We start from the raw sequence: 20,653 nt of genomic DNA, 5'->3' as shown, positions 1-20,653 counted from the left end.
ACCGGCCCGGAAAGGGCCCGCTACGTCAGACGCGGGTCCACTTCTGGTTGTTCTGGCCGTTGCACGACCAGATCTGCACCCTGCTGCCGTTGGCGGTGCCGTTGCTGGACACGTCGAGGCACTTGTTCGCCCCGACGGCCGTGATGCTGCCGTCGGAGTTGAAGCGCCACTTCTGGTTGTTCTGCCCGTTGCAGTCCCAGATGATCACCGCTGAGCCGTCGGCGGTGGCGCCGCCGTTCACGTCCAGGCACTTGTTGCCGTAGACGCGCAGCTCACCGGCGCTGGTGGAGGTCCACCGCTGGTTGGCCTGCCCGTTGCAGTCCCAGATCAGCACCTGCGCGCCGTTGGACTGGGAGGCGCCGTTGACGTCCAGGCACCGGCCCGACGCCACGCCCCGCAGCGCGCTCGTGCTCCCCGCCGACGACGACGGCGAGGGGGACGGAGACGGGGACGGAGACGGAGAGGCCGACGGAGACGTGGACGGCGAGGGGGACGGAGAGGGCGAGCCGCCGCCCTGCGCGACGCCCCTGCCCGCGAAGGTGAACGAGTCGAGGTCGAACGCGTTCGCCGACGGCGCCTTGAACACGACGTACAGGTTGCGGGTGCCGCCGGGGTCGGTCACGCGCACCGAGGGCAGCGACACGTAGTTGTTCCATCCCCCGGTGGCCGGCACGGAGGCGGAGGCGATGAGCGCCCCCGACGGCGAGTCGGCCCGCAACTCGATGGACGCCCCTGTGCTGGACGGCGCCGAGACGCGGAAGGAGACCGTGTCGATCCCGGACAGGTTGACCGGGGTGAAGGAGATCCAGTCGTTGTTGGAGATGTCGCCGATCCGCCTGCCGCCCTCGGCTCCTGACTCGTCGACGACGCGGACCCCGGAGGAACCGGTGTAGTGCTCGGCCTGCTTGTGCTTCGGCTGCAGCGTGATGCCGGCGCTGCCCTTCAGCCCGCCCCTGTCGGTGTAGTCCGCACCCAGGACGTAGTAGACGTTGGCCGCCTCGTCATGGCCGGAGGCCGTCGTCGTGACCGTCCCCGTGCAGCCGGTGTACTGACCGGTGTCGTGGGCGTGCTGGTCGTGGCCGAGCGCGGTGAACACGTTGACCTTGCTGCAGTCGACGGACCCGTCCTCGGGGTCGGTGACGTTCAGCGTGTAGGTCACCCGGTCGCCGAAGTCGATGAACCCGCCGTCGGGCGGCGCCGAGAAGACGACCTTGGGACGGGTGTTGCCGACCACGACGGGCACCGTGACGCTGGCCGTCTTCCCGCTCGCGTCCCGCACGGTCAGCTTGGCCGTGTAGGAGCCGTTGGAGTTGTAGGTGTGGGACGGGTTGGCGCTGGTGGAGGTCCCGCCGTCGCCGAACTCCCAGGCGAAGGTGATCGCGTCGCCGTCGGGGTCGGACGAGCCCGCGGAGGAGAACGCCACCGTCAGCGGCGCCGCGCCCGAGTCGGGGTCGGCGCTCGCCTTGGCGACGGGCGCGCGGTTCCCCACCACGTAGTCGATGCGGTAGATGGCGTCATCGGTGTTCGCGTGGCCGAAGCCGTTGCCCCAGTCGGCCATGTACAACGCGCCGTCAGGGCCGAACTTCATGTCGATCGGCGCGTGCGGCGCGATCTGCGCCACGAAGGGGTTGATCTTGAGGAGGTTGCCTGAGGAGTCCAACCGCAGTTCCTTGACGAAGTTGCGGCTCCACTCGTAGAGGAACGGCGTGCCGTCGAAGTAGTCGGGGAACTTGCGGTCGGACGTGCTGTTCGCGTCGTAGCGGTAGATCGGGCCGCCCATCGGCGCCGCCCCGCCACAACAGTTGATCTCGGGGAACTCGGCCGACGCGTGGTAGTTGTACCAGATGTTCGCGGGCTTGGCCGCGGGCAGGTTGGTCAGGCCGGTGTTGTTGGGCGAGTTGTTCACCGGCGCCGAGCAGTTGAACTTCGCACCCGAGGTGTTGGTGGCGAAGTTGAAGTCGTTGAACGGGATGTTGTTGCCGACGCAGTAGGGCCAGCCGTAGAAGCCCGGCTCCTTGATCAGGTTCCATTCGACGGTGCCCTCGGGACCGCGGTTGGAGTTGGCGCTGCCCGCGTCAGGGCCGTAGTCGCCCAGCGAGATCCAGCCGGTGACCTTGTCGACGGAGAAGCGGAACGGGTTGCGGAAGCCCATCGCGTAGATCTCCGGCCGCGTCTTCGCGGTGCCCGGCGTGAACATGTTGCCCGACGGGATCGTGTAGGTGCCGTCGGCCTCGGGGTGGATGCGCAGGATCTTGCCGCGCAGGTCGTTGGTGTTGGCCGAGGACCGCTGGGCGTCGTAGTGCTCCCGGCCCGACCGCTCGTCGATCGGGGCGTAGCCGCTGGAGGCGTTGGGGTTGGTGTCGTCACCGGGGCCGATGTACAGGTTGCCGCCCGGGCCGAAGGCGAGGTAGCCGCCGGTGTGGCCCGGCTCGTCCACGTTGCGGTACGCGGGAACCTCGATGATCTTCTTCTCGCTGGAGAGGTCGAGGCTGGTGCCGTTGAAGGTGAACCGCGACACCCGGTTCACCTCGCCGCCGTTGGACGGCGAGTAGTTGACGTAGATCCAGCCGTTCGCGGAGAAGTTCGGGTCGAGCGCCAGCCCGATCCCGCCGTCCTCGCCGCCGTCGTACACCGACAGCGTGCCGATGACGCGCGTGCTTCCGCCGCCCGCCGGGATCAGGTTCACCTTGCCGGAGCGGGAGATGTAGAAGACCCTGCCGTCGGCGGCGACGTCCAGCTCCATCGGCTGGTCCGGCGCTCCGTCGAGGGTCACCTTCTGGAACCGGGCCGAGACCGTGCCGCCGCAGTCGCCCGCGGCCGCGCCCGCCGCCCACTTCACGCCGCCCAGCACGTGCTGCCTGAACAGCGACTCGGAGTAGGAGGACGCGTTGTGGCCCATCGCGGTCGCCCAGACCCGGCCGCCCTCGGGGTTGTGACACCACGAGATCGGGTGGTCGGCGCCCATCTTGTACGACCCGGCGTCATAGGTCGTCTCGTCGGCGGTGACCAGCACGTGCACCGAGCCACGCGCGTTCTTGTCGAAGTTGTACCACTCCTCGGTGCGCACCCACCGGTCCGGCAGACCCTTGGTGGAGGGGTGGACCTTGTCGGCCACCTTGGCGGTGCCCTGGACGATCGAGGAGTGCTGGGTCATGTGCGCGCCGGCCATGACGACCTGGTCCCACCAGGGGAACTGCGACTCGATGTTCATGTCGGTGGCGTTGTGCACCGCGATGACACCGTGGCCGGAGCGCACGTAGGCCTGCATCGCCTGACGCTGGCTGTCGTTGTCCCAGACCATGCCGGAGGTCTGGAGCATGACCACCGCGTCGTAGGTGTTCAGGGCCGACGAGGTGAAGACGCTCGCGTCCTCGCTGCGGACCACCTCGAAGTTGTTGTCCGCCGCCAGTTGCTGGAACATCGACACGCCGGCGTCGATGGAGTCGTGCCGGTACGCGCCTGAGGCGGTCTTGGTGAACAGCAGCACCCGGAACTGCGGAGCCGCCGCGTGCGCGACCAGTGGCACCGCGGACAGCAGCATGCCGAGCAGGGCCGCGGCCAGGGCGGCGAGTAATCGTGTTCTTCGCATGATGGATCTCCTGGGGGGTTACCGGTGACGGCCGGAGTCGGAAGGTGCGAAGGGACGGTCGATCGGGTCAGGTCGTGAGCGTGCGGAGGAAGGAGAGGCCCTCGGTGGCGAGGGCGTCCTGGGTCGGGGCGAGGGGACGCCAGATGGACGCGGCGGTGGCGATGGTCTTGTTGTCGGCGGTGAACGACTCGATCACGAGCGGGCCGCCGTAGCCGACGTCGCGGACGGCGGCGGCGAAGCCGAGCCAGTCGAAGTGGTCGCTGCCCGGAGCGCCCCGGTCGGTCCCGCACACCTGGATGTGCGCGATCCTGTCGCCCGCCAGGCGGACGGCCCGGGGAGGATCCTTCTCCTCGATGTTCATGTGGTAGGTGTCGAGGGCGATTCCGCACTCCTCCGGCAGGGCCTCCAGCGCCTGCTCGACGGTGTTGACGACGCTGGTCTCGTACCGGTTGAGCGGTTCCACGCCGATCCTGACCCCGCGTTCCGCCGCGTACGCGACGACGGGTTTCAGGTTCTCCGCCAGCTCGGCGTAGATCGCCCGCCGCTCGTCCCCGCTCATCCGCCAGGCCCGCCCGACCGAGGAGTACGCGGGGCCGCTGACCGCCGGCGCGCCGACGGTCACCGCCACGTCCACGCAGTGGCGCAGGTAGTCCTGGGTGTCCCGGACGCACTCGGGCGAGGCGGCGACGAGCTCGCGCCCGGGGGGCATCGTGAGCACGACCGACGCGCCGAGCCCGAGCCCGTCCAGCAGGGCCGCGGCCCGCCCAGGGTCCCAGTCGCCGGGGTGCTCGACCGGCAGTTCGACGACGTCGAAGCCCCATTCCGCGATCCGCGGCGCGAGGGAGGTCAGGGCCTCGTCGGTGAGCGGCGAGACCCAGACCCAGGTGTTGACCCCGATCACGAGGTGCCGCCCCACTTCTCCGGGTAGCCCGGCATGTCCTCACAGCCGCAGAGCGCGTAGTGCAACGGCGGCATGCCGGGCTTGAGGTAGGTGGCGAGGCTCTCCTGCGTGATCGCCGGCTGCGGCAGGTTCCAGACCTTCGGCACCTGCTCGCCCTTGAGGATCTTGAGCGCCGCGATGACCGGGGTGCGCCACTGGTACGTCGGGTAGGTCGGCGCGATCGCGGTCAGCTTCGCGTCGCTCCACTTCTTCAGGAAGTCCTGCTGGTCCTCGCCGTTGATCGGCGGCACGGGCTGGCCCGCGTCCTCGAACGCCTCGACGGCCGCGACGGCCGTGGCGCCCGCGTCCATCCAGACACCGTCGAGCTTGCCGTACCGCTGGATGTAGTCGCTGACGATGCTCTTGGTCTTCGCGGCGTCGCCGTCGGTGAACTCCACGCCGACCACCTGGAGCTCGCTCTTGTCGAACGCCACCTTCGCCGCCGACCAGCGGGTCTCCAGCACGTCCACGCCGGGCAGGATGCGCAGGGCCAGGATCTTCCCGCCCGCCGGCACCTTGTCGACGAGGAACTCGGCCGCCGCGGCGCCGAAGGCGTAGCCGCCGATCGGCTTGATGAAGGTCACCGGGCAGTCGGTCTGGACGCCCCGGTCGAATACGATGACCGGCACCTTCGGGCAGGCGCCGGACACCGCCGGGGTCAGCGTCGCCGTGGTGTTGGGCGAGACGATGAGCGCGTCACAGCCCTTGCCCTGCAGTTCGGCGATGTCGGAGATCTGCTTGTCGTCCTTGCCCTCGGCGTCCAGGGCGGTGAACTTCGTGATCTCCTTGTGCAGGGCGACCTCCGCCTGCATGGTCTTCCAGCCCACCTGCCGCCAGGGGTTGTCGACGGCGGCGTTGGAGAAGCACAGGTGGTAAGGCCCGTCCTTCTTGTACTCGGCGGTGTCGACGAGCTGGGGATCGATGCTCTGCTCCCACGGCTTGTCCGCCGCCCCGGTCGGCTGCGCCCCGCGCATCGCCATCTGGGCGTCGTAGTCGGCCTGCACGAAGAACTTCGACTGCTCCCCCGTGCCCTTGTCCGCCGCCGCCGCGGCGGCGGACGTGGCCGGCGCCCCCGACGCGGAGGTCGCGGGTTTGTCGCTGGTGCACGCGGCCGCCGCCAGGGTCAGCGCGGCCAGCGCGGCGGAGGCGAGGAGCCGCCGCGAATATGAACGCATGGTCTTCCTTCCGTCACGAGACCGCCGCGGTTCTCCTGCGCGGGAGGTTCACGACCCCCAGCGCCACCGCGGCGATGATGATCACACCCTGTACGGCCGGCTCCAGCGCCCCCGAGATGCCGTACAGGTTGAGCAGGGTGAAGAGCGCCTCCAGGGTGAAGGCGCCCGCCATGGCGGCGACCACGGAGCCGCGGCCGCCACCGAGGGCCACGCCACCGAGCACGACAGCGGTGATGGCCTGGAACTCCAGGCCCTGACCGACCTGCGCGGACACGCCGGCGAAGCCGCCGAGCAGGATCGCGGCGACCGCCGCGGACAGCCCGGAGATCATGAAGGCCGCCGTCCGCACCCGGGCGACGCGGACGCCGGACAGCGCCGCTGCCCGGTCGTTGTCGCCGGCCGCGACCAGCGTGTGGCCGAAACGCGCGCGCATCGCGCAGATCGCGGCCGCCGCCACCACGACGAGGATGAGGACCGACCAGGGCACCGGGCCGAGGCTCCCCCGGCCCAGCTCGCGGAACTCGTCGGACAGCGCGCCCCGGGGCGAGCCGCCCGTCCAGAGGAACACCACCCCCGACAGGATCAGCAGCATGCCGAGGGTCGTGATGAACGAGGGCACCCGGAGCAGCGTGGTGACCACCCCGTTGACCAGCCCGGTGAGCAGCCCGATGAGGATCAGCAGGCCCAGCACGGGCCAGGTGGCCTCCGCGGAGCCGTCGATGAGCCGGGCGGCGATCACCACCTCGGCCGTGACGAGCGAGCCGACCGACAGGTCGAACTCGCCGGACACGACGACGAAGTACTGCCCGGCCGCGAGGATCACCAGCGGCGCGGCCCGCTTGAGGAAGGCGAGGAAGGCGGCCGGCTCCAGGAAGTACGGGTTGACGACCGCGATGGCGACCAGCAGCCCGGCCAGCACCACGAAGATCGGCAGTGCGCGTCTCATGCGGTCCGCCTCCTGCGGGCGTAGATCGCCAGGGCGGCCACCAGGACCACGCCCCGCACGACGTCCTTGGCGAAGGAGTTGACCTCGAGCTGGTTGAAGATGCTGTCGAGGACCGCGAGGAGCAGAACTCCCCCGACGGTCCCCGCCACCCCGCCGCGGCCTCCGGCCAGCGCGGTCCCGCCCAGCACCACCGCCGCGATCGACTCCAGGTCGTAGCCTCCGTCGGTGCCGACCGTCGGCGCACCGGCCCCGAGCCGGGAGGCGAGCAGCAGCCCGGCGATCCCCGCGCAGACCGAGCAGAGCACGTGGGCGATGACCACGACCCGCTCGGTTCGCACCCCGGAGAGCCGCGCCACCTCGGCGTCCCCGCCGACCGCGTAGATCCGGTATCCCAGGCGCGTACGGCGGAGCAGGAGCCATGCGCCCGCCGCCACCGCGGCCCACAGCAGCGCCGACGCCGCCACCGGCCCGATGCGGTCGTATCCGAGGTGCTGGAAGGACTCGGGCACGCTGCCGGCCGGGCCGTCGTACCGCTCGTCGAGCGCTCCTCTGAGGATCAGCGCGACCCCGAGTGTGGCGATGAAGGCGTGCACCCGGAGTCTGGTGATGATCAGGCCGTTCACCAGCCCGACCATCGCGCTGACCGCGAGCGCCGCCGCGACCGCGCCCGGCACTCCTCCGTCGGCGCCCGCCATGATCTCGGCCGCGACCAGCGAGGTCAGGCTGATCAGATAGGCCACGGACAGGTCCAGGCTCCCGGCCAGGATCACCAGGGTCTGACCGACCGCGACGATGCCGAGGGCCGCCGATCGCTGCTGGATGCCGACGATGTTGTCCCGGCTGAGGAACTGCCCGCCGTCCAGGGCGAACAGCAGCCAGCCCAGCACGACGAGCAGGGCCAGCGCCACGTAGACGGCACGCGCGGGCCGGTCGGCCGACAGCCGCCGCAGGAACGAGCCCTCGGCCGGCACGCGCCGGAGTTTCAGCTGCTGGGTCATGACGCGGCCGCCAGGTGCATCACGGCTTCCTCGGTGGAGCCCGCGGGCAGTTCCCCGGCGACGCGGCCGTCCCGCAGCACCACGATGCGATCGCTCATGCCGATGAGCTCGGGCAGCTCGGAGGAGATCATCAGGACGGCCATGCCGTCGCCGGCGAGTTCGCGCATCAGGTCGTGGATGGCGGCCTTCGCGCCGACGTCGACGCCACGGGTCGGCTCGTCGAACAGCAGCACGCGCGGCGCCACCGTCATCCACTTGGCCAGCACGACCTTCTGCTGGTTGCCCCCGGACAGCAGCCGGACCTCCTGCGCGGGCCTGGGCGGGCTGAGCCGCACGCGCTCCAGCAGCCGCTCGACCCCGGTGCGTGGCCCCCCGGTGGCCCTGGCGACGAGCAGGGCGTTGTCGCGCACCCGCTGGTTGAGCAGGAGCCCTTCGGCCTTGCGGTCCTCGGTGACCAGGCCGATCCCCGCGGCGATGGCCTCGCGGACCGAGCGGGGACGGCGGGGCGTCATCTCGCCGGTGGTGAAGGGCTCCGCGCCGAACAGCGCCTTGGCCAGCTCGGTGCGGCCCGAGCCCTGCAGCCCGGCCACCCCGACGATCTCCCCCGCGCGCAGGTCGAGATCGATGTCGTGCAGCCGGGCGTTGCCGCCGCCGCGCACGCTCAGCATCACCTCTCCCGGCGGCCCGGCCGCGCGGGGCGGGTAGTAGGAGTCGAGTTCCCTGCCGACCATCAGGCGGACCAGGCTCGCGGTGTCCAGGCTCGACGCCTCGGCGGTGGCGACCCTGGCGCCGTCCTTGAGCACGGTGATCCGGTCGGCGAGGTCGAAGATCTCGCGAAGCCGGTGGGAGACGTACAGGACCGCGATGCCGCGCGCGGTGAGCCGCCGCACCAGCGTGTAGAGCAGTTCCACCTCGTGGTCGGCCAGGGCGGCGGTCGGCTCGTCCATCACCACGATCCGGGCGTTCAGCGACAGCGCCTTGGCGATCTCGACGACCTGCTGCCGGGCCACGGAGAGCCGCCGGACCAGGTCACGCGGCCCGAACGACTCCTCGCCGAGAGATTTCAGCAGCTCGCCGGTCGCGGACTCCATCGCCGCCCGGTCGACCAGCCCCCGCCGTACGGGTTCCCTGCCGAGGAAGACGTTCTCCGCGACCGTCCGCTCAGGCAGCAGGGTGAGCTCCTGGTAGATGATCGCCACGCCGGCCCGCTGCGCCTCGACCGGGTGCCCGAACGTCACGCTCCGGCCGTCGATCTCGACAGTCCCCTCGTCCGGGGCGTGCACACCGGCGAGGATCTTCATGAGCGTCGACTTGCCCGCCCCGTTCTCACCCACCACCGCGTGGACCTCGCCGGCGGACACCTCCAGATCGACTCCACCGAGCACCCGGACGCCCAGGAAGCTCTTGCCGATGCCGGTCATCCTCAGCACGCGGCCCACCCGTCGGGCCGGGCGGTCGAGCCGGGGGCCGCGGGCGGCGCGGTGGCGCCGCCGGCCGGGAGGAGACCCGGGAGGAGACCCGGGAGGAGACTCCGTGCGGTACGGAGTGAGGAGTGATGCACGAGGATCTCCAAATGGGAGAGGGGGGAGTCGTGCCGTGCGGGGGGTGTGACCGCTTCGGCCGGTCGCCTACCGGCGACGCCACGGCCACCGGACGGCGTCCGGACAGCGCGTCCCGGATGGCCCGGCAGCGCCGGGCGTCACGAGCATCCGACCTGACCTGCGACGACTAGTCGAATCGATTCGGAACGAACATAGGTCTGCCGCTGGGGCCTGTCAAGCATGCTTATCCGCGAACCAGCGGACCGCTGCGCGCCCCACCGGAGCGAGGCGCTCACCATTCAAATCAAGTACGTCCATCTCAGAGACGCACTTATCATGCAGAATCCACCCCAGCACCGCCAGAGTCATCTTGATCAGTAGTACATTTCGAGTGCTCGCCGGAGAATGAGTCTGAAACTTTCACGCCCCGCGCGGAGCGCGTCCCCGGCCCGGAGCCGGGTGGACCGGCCAGCGCGCCGGCGGACCGCTCGCCGCCGCCCGGCGCGCCCCCGCCGAAGCGGGTGAGCCGGGCCGTACCGGGAGGTCGGGCGGGTGGCGCGGCGGTCCCGGCGGACACGCGCTTAAGGCGCCAGGACCGCCGGGGGTCCCGACGATGAAACACGCCGTTCACGGCGTGAAACACGCCATTGACATCCCGCGCCGTCGCGACCTAGGCTGCGGGCGAATCGATTCGATGGTATGTCCGCGGCGGCAGCCGGGCGGTCTCCCCGGAGTCGGCCGCCGGCGGACGGCGTCACTCCCCACCCCCTCTGTCCAAGGAGCCATGAGTGGACGCGAAAGCCAGGAGGCGGCGAACAGGCCGCCGCACGATCGCCGCCCTGTTCGCCGTCGGCGCGCTCGTCGCCGGATCCCTTTTCACCGCCGCGGGTCCGGCACAGGCCGCGGACGAGTCGATCACCGTCGACTTCTCCGTGACCGGCGGCTCTCCGGCGCACCGGGCCTCCGGGTGGATCTACGGCATGACCGAGGACGGCGCCAATCCCCCGAACCGCTTCTTCACCGACGTCGGATTCCGGTACATGCGGGCCGGCGGCGCACAGCTGGACGGCCCGGGCGGCTGGGTGTCGGGCAAGTACGACCGCCGGTGGAACGCCACCCGCGCGCAACTGCTGCGCACCAGGTCGCTGGGCGGCGAGTTCATCCTGCTGGTGCACGACCTGTGGGGCGCGGACGGCTACCCGATCTCCCGCTTCCCCGGCGACAACGGCGACTGGAGCGACTACGACGCCTTCCTCACCCGCCTGATCGCCGACGTCCGGGCCACCGGCGCCCCGGTCCAGTGGGACCTGTGGAACGAGCCCAACATCACCCTGTTCTGGAACCGCCCCATCTCCCAGTATTTCGCGATGTGGACGCGTGCGTACCAGCGCATCCGCGCCGCGTTCCCGTCCCACCTGATCGTGGGACCCAGCTGCGCCTGCGTGCCGTCCTCCGGCGGCTTCTGGACGCAGTACCTCGACTACGTCAAGGCCGGCAACGTCGTCCCCGACATCATCAGCTGGCACTCGCTGCCCGGCGACCCGGTGGCCAACGTCGCGACCGCCAACGCCGCCCTCGACGCCCGGGGCGTCCCCCACCCCAGGCCGTACCAGATCAACGAGTACGGCGCGTCCAACGAGCAGAACCCGGGCGACGGGTCCTGGTACATCGCCCGGCTCGAACGGGCGGGCGCCGACGGCCTGCGGGCGAATTGGGCCGGCGGCGGCAACCTGCACAACGACCTGGGCAACCTGCTCGTCCGCGACTCCTCGGGGCAGTACCAGCCCAAGGGCGAGTGGTGGGTCTACCGCTTCTACGGCTCGCAGACCGGCCAGATCGTGTCGGTCACGCCCAGTTCCTCCTACGACGCGTTCGCGACGAAGGCGAGCGGCGAGGCGAAGGTCCTGGTCGGCGGAGGCCGTACGACGGGCGAGATCGCGGTCGGCCTGCAGCGGCTGGACGCCACGAGCGGCATCGTGCAGAACAACCAGGTCAGGGTGGTGGCCGAGCGCATTCCCTACAACGGCGGGGGCGCCGTCGCCGGTCCCGTGACCGTGCAGAACACGGTGGTGACGTTGTCGGGCAACGGCACCACGGTGCGGCTGCCGCACACCAACGCCGACGAGACCTTCACCATCACCCTGCTGCCGCCCAGCACCCCGGGGCCTTCACCGACGCCCAGCCCCACGGGCGGCACGGGGAGCACGAGCGCGCTGCGGGGCGTGGGGTCGGGCCGGTGCCTGGACGTCAACGGCGCCTCCCAGTCCAACGGCGCCCAGGTGCAGATCTGGGACTGCAACGGCCAGGCCAACCAGCGGTGGACCTCCACCAGCGCGAGTGAGCTGCGGGTCTACGGCAACAAGTGCCTCGACGTGAACGGCGGCGGCACCGCCGACGGCACGGCAGTGATCATCTGGGACTGCAACGGCCAGAACAACCAGAAGTGGCGCTTCAACTCCGACGGCAGCATCACCGCCGTCGGCGCGAACAAGTGCCTCGACGTGTCCAACAACGGCACCGCCAACGGCAGCAAGGTGCACATCTGGACCTGCCACGGCGGCACCAACCAGAAGTGGACCCGCGTCTGACCCCGTGAACCCCCATCCTCGCCGGGGACGGACGACCCGTCCCCGGCGAGGTGCTGTCCGCGGCGCTCACCCGCCGGCCGGCGGCCGCCCTCGGTCCGGCGGCCGGCGGCTGGTACCGTCGAACCGGTTCGTACGGAGGCGGTGCCCGCCGATCTCGTACGTCGGAGGGTCCGGCGGACACGGCCGGGTGCGCCGGCTCCATCGATTCGACCTACGATGATTGGTCTGGGACGAGCGGCTGAGGAGCGGGATGAACATCGGGGAGATCGCCCGGAGATCGGGCGTGTCGCGCAGCACCGTCTCCTACGCCCTGAGCGGCAAGCGCCCGGTCTCCGAGGACACGCGGCGGCGCATCCAGGCGGTCATCGACGAGCTGGGCTACCGTCCCAACGCCACCGCGAAGGCCCTCAAGGAGGGCAGGACCCGCACGATCGGCCTGGTCATCCCCCCGGCGAGCCAGCGCCTCACCGAGATGCAGCTCGGCTTCGTCGCCAGCGTGGTGGACGCCGCCGCGCGCGCCGACCTCGACGTCCTGCTGTCACCCTCCGGTGGCGAGCACGACCGCTCGTTCGAGCGGGTCGTGGGCGGCAGGCGCGTCGACGGCGTGATCCTCATGGAGATCCGGCTGGAGGACGACCGGGTCACCCGCCTGCGGCAGTCCGGGCTGCCGTTCGTCGGCATCGGCCGCACCAGCCGTCCCGACGAGATGTCCTGGGTGGACATCGACTACGAGACCCTGATCTCCCAGTGCGTGCACCACCTGGCCGACCTGGGCCATCGCCGGGTCGCCCTGGTCAACCGCTCCACCGAGCTCATGGCCGCCGGGTACGGCCCGGCCCACCGGGCACAGGCCGGTTTCACCCGGGCCGTGGCGGAACGCGGCCTGGAGGGCGTGCAGACGTGCTGCGCCGACGACGCCCGCGCCGGAGTGACCTGCGTCGGGCGGCTGCTCGCCGACGACCCCGATCTCACCGCCATCGCGACCATCAACGAGGCCGCCATGCCCGGCATGTACCGCGCGCTCGAGCGGGCCGGCCTGGCCGTGCCGCGCGACTTCTCCATCGCCGGTGTCGCGGGCCGGCACTGGGCCGAGAACCTGCATCCGCCGCTCACCGCCGCCGACGTGCCCGCGGACGAACTCGGCGCCCAGGCCGTCGACCTGCTCATCCGGCAGATCGCCGACCCCGCCACCCCGCATCGCGGCGCTCTCGTCGCCCCGCCCATCTCCCTGCGCGGGACGACCGGGCCCGCACGCGCGCGCTGAACCCGGCGAGCCCGGGGCTCCCGCAGGCGCGGCACGCGCGGTCGGCCCCGGCGCGGCCCCGTCGGGGGCCTCGCCGGGGCCGAGTCACCCGGGGGGTGGCCAGGAGAGCCCGGTGTCCGAGCTCTCCTGGCGGGAGGGGTGACCTCAGACGCGGGTCCACTTCTGGTTGGTGCCGCCGTGGCAGCTCCAGATGTGCACCTTGCTGCCGTTGGCGGTGCCGTAGTTCGACACGTCCAGGCACTTGTTCGCCCCGACGGCGGTGATGCTGCCGTCCGAGTTGAAGCGCCACTTCTGGTTGTTCTGGCCGTTGCAGTCCCAGATGATCACCGCTGAGCCGTCGGCGGTGCCGCCGCCGTTCACGTCCAGGCACTTGTTGCCGTAGACCCGCAGCTCACTCGCGCTGGTGGAGGTCCATCGCTGGTTGGCCTGGCCGTTGCAGTCCCAGATCTGCACCTGGGCGCCGTTGGACTGGGAGGCGCCGCTCACGTCGAGGCACCGGCCCGACGCCACGCCCCGCAGCGCGCTCGTGCTCCCCGCCGACGACGGGGACGGCGAGGGCGACGGAGACGGAGACGGGGACCGCGGCGGGGACGGCGAGGGCGACGGAGACGGCGAGGGTGAGGGAGACGGCGAAGGCGAGACGCCGGCCAGTTCCTTGATCCGGATGTTGCGGAACGCCGCCACGTCGCCCGACCCGTGGTTCTGGATGCCGATGTAGCCCTGCTGCAGCGAGCGGACCGGGTCGCTGTTGGTGAAGTCGTTGATCTTGGTGCCGTTCAGGAACACCTGCAGCCGCTCGCCCTCCACCAACAGCTCATAGGTGTTCCACTGGCCCGGCGGGTTCAGCGCGGCGTCGCGGGCGGCGATGTCGGCCGACTTGAAGCCGTAGATCGAGCCGGTCGTCTTGTCGGAGGTGTCGGTGGCGTCGATCTGCACCTCGTATCCGGTGTTCAGCGCCGCGTTCGGGTCGCTGGTGGCCGGGAACCCGACGATCACGCCCGAGTTCGAGTCTCCGGTCAGCCTCCAGTCGAGCTTCAGCGAGTAGGAGCGGAACTCCTTGGCGTTGTACCACAGCATGCCCATGCCGCCCTGCGAGGTCAGCGTGGCGTCACTGTTGGAGAACGACCCAGGCCCGGCCTGCGACCAGCCCGTCGTCGAGCCGTTGTACAACGCCGTGTAGCCGTTCTCCGGACGGCAGTCGGCGTTGGCCGCCTTGGCCGCGTACCGGATCCCGCCCAGCAGCAGCGTGCGGAAGTTCGTGTCCGCGTACGACTCCTGGGTGTGTCCCAGACCGGTGTAGAACGAACGGCCGGAGGACTGGGGGTGGCACCAGGTGATCGGGTGGTCGCCCATGCCGCCGCCGCTGTAGCTGCTCTCGTCCAGGTTCTGCAGCACCCGGACGTTCTGGCGGGGGTTGGAGCGGAAGCTGTACCACTCGTCCGTACGCGACCAGGTCGCGCCCAGATGAGAGGTCGCGGCGTGCGCCCGGTCCTCGTTCCGTACGGTGGCCCGCTGGATGGCCGGGTGGCTGCTGAACCAGGCTCCCATCAGCTGCCCGTAGTAGGGCCAGTCGTACTCGGTGTCGGCGGCCGCGTGCACTCCCACGTAGCCGCCACCGCCGTCCACGTACGACTGGAAGGCGGACTGCTGGCTCGTGTTGAGCACGTCCCCTGTGGTGCTGAGGAACACCACCGCCTTGTACTGGGCGAGGTTGCCCGTGGTGAAGGCGTTCGCGTCCTCGGTGGCGTCGACCGTGAAGTCGTTGGCGGCCCCCAGGTCCCGGATCGTCTGGATCCCCGTGGGGATCGAGTCGTGCCTGAACCCGGCGGTCTTGGAGAAGACCAGCACCTTGAACGCGGCGGCCTCGGCGGGCACCGCGGGGATCGCCGTCGTCGCGGCGGCGGCGGCGAGTGCCACCGCGGTCACCGACAGGCGGCGTAACAGGGAGGTCTTCCGGTCGTGCCCCGCGACGCGCCCGAGCGCGGCGGCGGTCAGATGTCGCAGCATGAATGTCCTTCCGTCGCGGCCCCGGCACGGCCTCTTTCCGGGTGGGAAGTCAGGCCGTGCCGGGTGTCGCTTGTCTCGGTGGTCGGGGTCAGACGCGGGTCCAGCGCTGGTTGGTTCCTCCGGCGCAGGTCCAGATGTGCACCTTGCTGCCGTTGGCGGTGCCGTAGTTGGACACGTCGAGGCACTTGTTCGCCCCGACGGCGGTGATGGTGCCGTCGGAGTTGAAGCGCCACTTCTGGTTGTTCTGCCCGTTGCAGTCCCAGATGATCACTGCCGAGCCGTCGGCGGTGCCGCCGCCGTTCACGTCCAGGCACTTGTTGCCGTAGACGCGCAGCTCACCGGCGCTGGTGGAGGTCCACTGCTGGTTGGCCTGCCCGTTGCAGTCCCAGATCAGCACCTGAGCGCCGTTGGCCTGGGAGGCGCCGTTCACGTCGAGGCACCGGCCCGACCCCACACCTCGCAGCGCGCTCGTGCTCCCCGCCGACGACGACGGCGAGGGAGACGGAGACGGAGACGAGGGCGGAGACGCCGACGGCGAGGGCGAGGGCGAGGGCGACGGGGAGGACGTCGTGCCGGTGCTCAGCGTGAAGGCGTCCAGGTCGAACAGGTAGCCCTGTCCGGTCGGGCCGCGGAAGACCAGGTACAACGTCGTCGTGCCGGCCGGCGCGCCGCTGAGGTTCGCCGAGACGTCGGTGAAGGTCTCCCAGCTCCCGGTGCTCGTCACGGTCGCCGTGCCGAGCAGCGTGCCCGTGGCCGAGCCCGCCCGCACCTCGATGCGGCCGCCCGCGCCCGCGGAGGACACCCGCGCGGTGATCCTCGTCGCGTTGCTCAGGTTGTACGGCTGGAAGGAGATCCAGTCGCCGTCGTCGGTGAAGCCGACGGTCTTGCCGCCCTCGGCGGTGGTGTGGTCGGCCGTCTGGACGCCCTGCTGCGCGCCGAAGTGCTCGGCCTGCCGGTGTCGCGGCTGGAGCGTGCGGACGCTGGTGGAGGTCAGGCCCCCCTTGTCGGTGTAGGAGGCCTCGAAGACGCCGAAGATGTTGGCCGCGGAGTCGTGCTCACCGTCCACCGGCACGTTGATCGAGCCGGTGCAGCCGCTCCTTGAGGTGATCTGGTGCGCGTGGCTGTCGTGACCGAGGAAGTAGGTGACGGTCACCTTCGAGCAGTCGATCGTGCCGTCCTCCGGGTCGCTGACGTTGACCTGGAACGGCACCGTGTCCCCGAAGGAGAACAACTGCCCGTCGCCCGGGGTGGTCAGCGTCACCGCCGGGGCGGTGTTGCCGACGTTCACGATCACGCTCGCGCTTCCGGTCAGCCCCTGCGGGTCGCGCACGGTGAGAGTGGCGGTGTAGGTGCCGTTCGTGGTGTAGGTCTTGCTCGGGTTGGCGGCCGTGGAGGTGGTGCCGTCGCCGAAGTTCCACGAGTACGTCAGCGTGCCGCCCTCAGGGTCGGAACTGCCCGAGGAGGAGAAGGCGACGGTCAGCGGAGCGGGTCCCGAGGTCTTGTCGGCGGCGGCCTTCGCGATCGGGTTGCGGTTGGCCTTGCCGATGTACTCGACCCGGTACAGCGCCTGGTTGTTGCTTCCCGTGCCGTAGTCGAGGACGTACAGGGCGCCGTCGGGGCCGAACGCCATGTCCATCACCTGGGTGCCGCTCCAGGGGAACGCGGAGATCTCGCCGTAGTTCCCGTCGCTCTTGACCTCGATGGCCTTGATCCAGCGGCGGCCGTACTCACCGGCGAAGAAGCGCCCTTCCAGCGTCTGGGGGAACTTGACGGACGAGTTCAGGTTGGGGTCGTAGCGGTAGACCGGGCCGCCCATCGGCGACTCGGAGCCGCTGCCGAACTCCGGCGGCGAGCCGGCGTCCCCCGCGTACCTGATCCACGCCGGCTTCGCCGCCGGCAGCGTGGTCAGCCCGGTGTTGCGGAAGGAGTTGTTGGTCGGCCCGCCCGAGCAGTTGTACTTCGGGCCGGTGCTGTTGGAGCCGAAGTCCCACTCGTTGTACGTCTCGCTCGTGGTGTTCGTCCCGGTGCAGTACGGCCAGCCGTAGTTGCCCGGGGCGGTGACGCGGTTGAACTCCACCTGGCCGCTCGGCCCCCGGTTGGAGTTGGTCACACCCGAGTCCGGTCCGTAGTCGCCCAGGTAGACGACGCCGGTCGCCTTGTCCACGCTCATCCGGAACGGGTTGCGGAAGCCCATCGCGTAGATCTCCGGGCGCGTCTTCGACGTCCCCGGCGGGAACATGTTGCCGCTGGGGATCGTGTAGCTGCCGTCCGGCTGCGGCTTGATCCGCAGGAGCTTGCCGCGCAGGTCGTTGGTGTTGCCCGCCGTGCGCTGGGCGTCGTACTGCGGGTTGCGGTTGGTCCGCTCGTCCAGCGGGGAGTAGCCGCTCGACTCGAACGGGTTGCTGTCGTCGCCGGTCGTCAGATACAGGTTGCCGGCCGCGTCGAAGTCGATGTCGCCGCCCACGTGACAGCACATCCCGCGGTCGTTCGGCACCTCAAGCACGACCTTCTCACTGCTCATGTCGAGCGTGTCGTCCGACTTCAGCGTGAAGCGGGACAGGTTCAGGTGTCCCTTCCACTGGTCGAACTGCGACTGCGTGCCGGTGCCGGGCGCGTCACCGCTCGGCGTGCTCAGCCGGGGCGAGTAGTAGAGCCAGACGTAGCGGTTCGACGCGAAGTTCGGGTCGACCGCCACCCCCTGCAGGCCCTCCTCGTCGTGGGTGTAGACGCTGAGCCTGCCGGCCACCTTCGTGTTGCCGTTGACATCGGTGACGCGCACCGTGCCGTCCCTGGCCGTGTGGAGCACGGAACGGTTGGGCATCACGGCCAGCGACATCGCCTCACCCAGCTCCGAGCCGCCCGACGCGAGCGACACCTGCTGGTAGTCGGAGGCGGGGATGGTCAGCGCGTTCGCCGTGGAGGCGGTGACCGCGAGGGCTCCTGGAGTGATCAGCGCCATCGTGGTCAGCAGTGTGAGCCACGGACGTCGGGACATCGGGGTTCCTTCCTGACATGCGGGGGACCAGTCAGGGCATGGCGCGCGCCGTCGCGCTGCTGCCTGGGTTGTGGGGGGAGTGTGCTGCTCGTCCCGCCTGATCGCTTCCGATCAGGCGGGGCGAAGGTGCCCTCGCCCCCGTGCGGGCGGCGAGGGCGGGTCGGAGGCCGTCAGACGCGGGTCCACTTCTGGTTGGTGCCGCCGTGGCAGCTCCAGATGTGGACTCTGCTGCCGTTGGCGGTGCCGTTGTTGGACACGTCGAGGCACTTGTTCGCGCCGACGGCGGTGATGCTGCCGTCGGAGTTGAGACGCCACTTCTGGTTGTTCTGGCCGTTGCAGTCCCAGATGATCACCGCTGAGCCGTCGGCGGTGCCGCCGCCGTTCACGTCGAGGCACTTGTTGCCGTAGACCCGCAGTTCACCGGCGCTGGTGGAGGTCCACCGCTGGTTGGCCTGGCCGTTGCAGTCCCAGATCAGCACCTGGGCGCCGTTGGACTGGGAGGCGCCGTTGACGTCCAGGCACCGGCCCGACCCCACGCCCCGCAGCGCGCTCGTGCTCCCCGCCGACGACGACGGGGACGGCGAGGGTGACGGGGACGGAGAGGTGCCGTTCCTGGGCCCCGCGGCCGCTATCACGGCCTGGGCGCCGGACGGCCAGTTGCCGTTGGAGACGGTGACGTTGCCGTTCACGACATTGCCGCGGTCGCCGTTGGTGACGTTGGTGCTGCCGTTGGTGGACCAGTTGCCGGTCACGGTGAAGTTCCCCATGTTCTCGGCGAACCAGTAGTTGGCGGTGGCCCAGGTGCCGGTGGACGAGAAGACGTTGCCGCTCGCGGTGTAGTAGCGCGAGCCCTCGTCGAAGTAGAGCCCGAACCAGCCGTTGGTACGCAGGCAGTGGTTGTCCTTGATCAACCCGTTCGGGTTGGCCGACAGGGTGTAGATGCACCCGCCGTCGGTCATCTGCTGCATGACGTCGTGCACGTAGTTGCCGACGAGCCTGTTGCCCGACGCGGTGGTGGCCGTCGTGTAGCGCGGCTGGTAGTTGTACAGGCCGCGGTCGGCGTAGTGGTTGCTGCCGCCCGCGTCGTTGGCGCCCCAGCCGTACCCGATCGACATGCCGGTGTACGGCATGTTGTAGACCTCGTTGTAGGACACGTCACTGCCGGCCACGTAGGTGGTGAGGACCGAGACGACGCCGCGGTAGTCCAGACCGAGGTCGTGGATCCTGTTGTCGCTCACGGTGATGTTCCTGTTGACCATCCGCTGGTCGCCGGGGTGGTGCGCGTCGGCGCGCACGCCGCCGACCACGACGCCGCCGGCCGAGCTGCGGGCGATCTCCGACCGGGTGACCGCGATGTCGCTCGCGCCCAGGCCGACCCCGCTGGTGTGCGCGTTGGCGTCGTTGCCGATGCCGATCGCCGTCTGCCCCAGGTTGACGAACTGGGACTCGGTGAACGTGATCTTCCTGGCGGCGGACACCTGCACGGCGGCGGGCATCTGGAACCAGTTCGGCCTGGTCGCCTCGAACTGCTGGCAGCCCTCCTGGCAGGACTGCGGCAGGTTGGCGGGCCAGTTCCAGTTGCCGGCGATGTAGGCGCCGGTCTGCTGGTCGGCGAAGCCCTGGTTGCTGCTCGGACCCAGCCAGCTGGTGCCCGTGAACACGATCCCGCTGAACGTGATGTCGTGCGCGGGCGCGTCGTACGTGCCGCCGACGCTCACCAGGGACTGCAGCACGGGCAGCTCGACGTTCGTGGTGCTCATGTTCTGCCCGGAGAGCGGGATGTAGTACAGCACTCCGGTGCCGGGGTTGATGTACCACTCGCCAGGCGAGTCGAGGAACTCGTAGGCGTTCTCTATGTAGAGCGGGCCGGCCCGGTGAGGGCTGGTGAACACGTCGTACCCGAAGATGTTGTTGTTCCAGCTGGGCTGCTGCATCGTGATGAAGTTCCCGCTGATGCTCTGCACCCGCACGTACCGGTCGGTGAACGAACCGATGCTCTCCAGCTCGACCCGGCTCTGGTCGGCGATGTTGTTCAGGTAGCTCAGCCCGGAGTTCGTGAACCGCATGCCCGTGCTCGTCGCGGTGAAGTCGCCCCGGTTCAGCTGGGTGCGGGCCCGCGTCGCGAGCGCGCCGTTGACGTACAGCTGCCGGGTGTCGATCCCGGCGCCGACGTCGGCCCGCCAGATGTTCTTGCCCGCGTCGGCCTGCGACCATCCGGTCACCGCGCGGGCCCCGCTGATGACGGGACGGGCGCCCGCCGCGGCCTGCCACTTGACGGTGTAGCCGTTGGTGCCGGAGTCGGCGGCGGCGAACCTGAGCGGGGAGCTCTGCCGGTACACGCCGTCGGCCAGTTCGACGACGATGTCACCGGACATGGCGCCGTTCTGCGATCGCACCGCGGCCTGCGCCGCCGTCAGCGAGCACGGCTGGGCCGAGGTGCAGGCGGTGCCGGTGCCGGAGGGAGACGCGTACAGGGTCGTGGTGGCCGCGCCGGCCGGGGCGGCCGGGCCGACGAGGGCGAACGCCGCGGCCAGCGCCGCGGCGACGACGCCGGTCAGGACCGGCCTCCGTGCCGTGGCGGGCGAAGGTGACTGCACGGTGTTTCCTTCG

Annotated in this window: 11 protein-coding genes; 2 read left to right on the top strand and 9 right to left on the bottom strand. The window is 70.3% G+C overall.

Annotated elements, in window-relative coordinates; genetic code table 11:
• Positions 1 to 25: 25 nt before the first annotated feature.
• From HHX31_RS25400 to HHX31_RS25375, 6 genes are all read right to left on the bottom strand, one after another.
• Complete coding sequence (locus HHX31_RS25400; protein WP_169950897.1) at positions 26 to 3,589, bottom strand: lectin; 3,564 nt, start codon at positions 3,587 to 3,589, stop codon at positions 26 to 28.
• Positions 3,590 to 3,656: 67 nt separating this feature from the next.
• A complete protein-coding gene (locus HHX31_RS25395; RefSeq protein WP_169950895.1) occupies positions 3,657 to 4,490 on the bottom strand; it encodes a sugar phosphate isomerase/epimerase in 834 nt (277 codons plus the stop codon).
• Positions 4,487 to 5,704 (bottom strand): substrate-binding domain-containing protein, encoded by a 1,218-nt coding sequence (locus tag HHX31_RS25390; RefSeq protein WP_169950893.1) that lies wholly within the window; start codon positions 5,702 to 5,704, stop codon positions 4,487 to 4,489. Before HHX31_RS25390 ends, HHX31_RS25395 begins: the two co-directional genes overlap by 4 nt.
• A 13-nt stretch (positions 5,705 to 5,717) precedes the next feature.
• Positions 5,718 to 6,650 (bottom strand): ABC transporter permease, encoded by a 933-nt coding sequence (locus HHX31_RS25385; protein ID WP_169950892.1) that lies wholly within the window; start codon positions 6,648 to 6,650, stop codon positions 5,718 to 5,720.
• Positions 6,647 to 7,648, bottom strand: a complete 1,002-nt coding sequence (locus HHX31_RS25380; RefSeq protein WP_169950890.1) for an ABC transporter permease — start codon at positions 7,646 to 7,648, stop codon at positions 6,647 to 6,649. Before HHX31_RS25380 ends, HHX31_RS25385 begins: the two co-directional genes overlap by 4 nt.
• Positions 7,645 to 9,069: a sugar ABC transporter ATP-binding protein gene (locus HHX31_RS25375; protein ID WP_211590336.1), complete on the bottom strand. Its 1,425-nt coding sequence runs from the start codon at positions 9,067 to 9,069 to the stop codon at positions 7,645 to 7,647. The genes HHX31_RS25380 and HHX31_RS25375 overlap by 4 nt, the downstream gene beginning before the upstream one ends.
• A 908-nt stretch (positions 9,070 to 9,977) precedes the next feature.
• Between HHX31_RS25375 and HHX31_RS34655 the strand changes: the two genes are divergently transcribed.
• Together HHX31_RS34655 and HHX31_RS25365 are read left to right on the top strand one after the other, a co-directional pair.
• Complete coding sequence (locus tag HHX31_RS34655) at positions 9,978 to 11,777, top strand: RICIN domain-containing protein (RefSeq protein ID WP_169950886.1); 1,800 nt, start codon at positions 9,978 to 9,980, stop codon at positions 11,775 to 11,777.
• A 250-nt stretch (positions 11,778 to 12,027) separates the two neighbouring features.
• The gene (locus HHX31_RS25365) at positions 12,028 to 13,041 is read left to right on the top strand and encodes a LacI family DNA-binding transcriptional regulator (protein WP_169950884.1); all 1,014 of its coding nucleotides are present in this window, start codon (positions 12,028 to 12,030) and stop codon (positions 13,039 to 13,041) included.
• A gap of 144 nt (positions 13,042 to 13,185) precedes the next feature.
• On the opposite strand, the gene HHX31_RS25360 is transcribed toward HHX31_RS25365, so the two are convergent.
• The 3 genes from HHX31_RS25360 to HHX31_RS35800 all read right to left on the bottom strand — a co-directional run bounded on the left by HHX31_RS25360 (position 13,186) and on the right by HHX31_RS35800 (position 20,640).
• Positions 13,186 to 15,048 (bottom strand): lectin, encoded by a 1,863-nt coding sequence (locus HHX31_RS25360; protein WP_169950882.1) that lies wholly within the window; start codon positions 15,046 to 15,048, stop codon positions 13,186 to 13,188.
• A gap of 88 nt (positions 15,049 to 15,136) precedes the next feature.
• Positions 15,137 to 18,043, bottom strand: a complete 2,907-nt coding sequence (locus HHX31_RS25355) for a lectin (RefSeq protein ID WP_169950880.1) — start codon at positions 18,041 to 18,043, stop codon at positions 15,137 to 15,139.
• A 170-nt stretch (positions 18,044 to 18,213) separates the two neighbouring features.
• Positions 18,214 to 20,640, bottom strand: a complete 2,427-nt coding sequence (locus HHX31_RS35800; RefSeq protein ID WP_169950878.1) for an RICIN domain-containing protein — start codon at positions 20,638 to 20,640, stop codon at positions 18,214 to 18,216.
• Positions 20,641 to 20,653 lie beyond the last annotated feature (13 nt).

Source organism: Microbispora sp. H11081 (assembly GCF_012999535.1).
GTDB lineage: Bacteria > Actinomycetota > Actinomycetes > Streptosporangiales > Streptosporangiaceae > Microbispora.
Note: the sequence above shows the minus strand (reverse complement) of the source record. Positions and strands in the feature narration are given on the sequence as shown.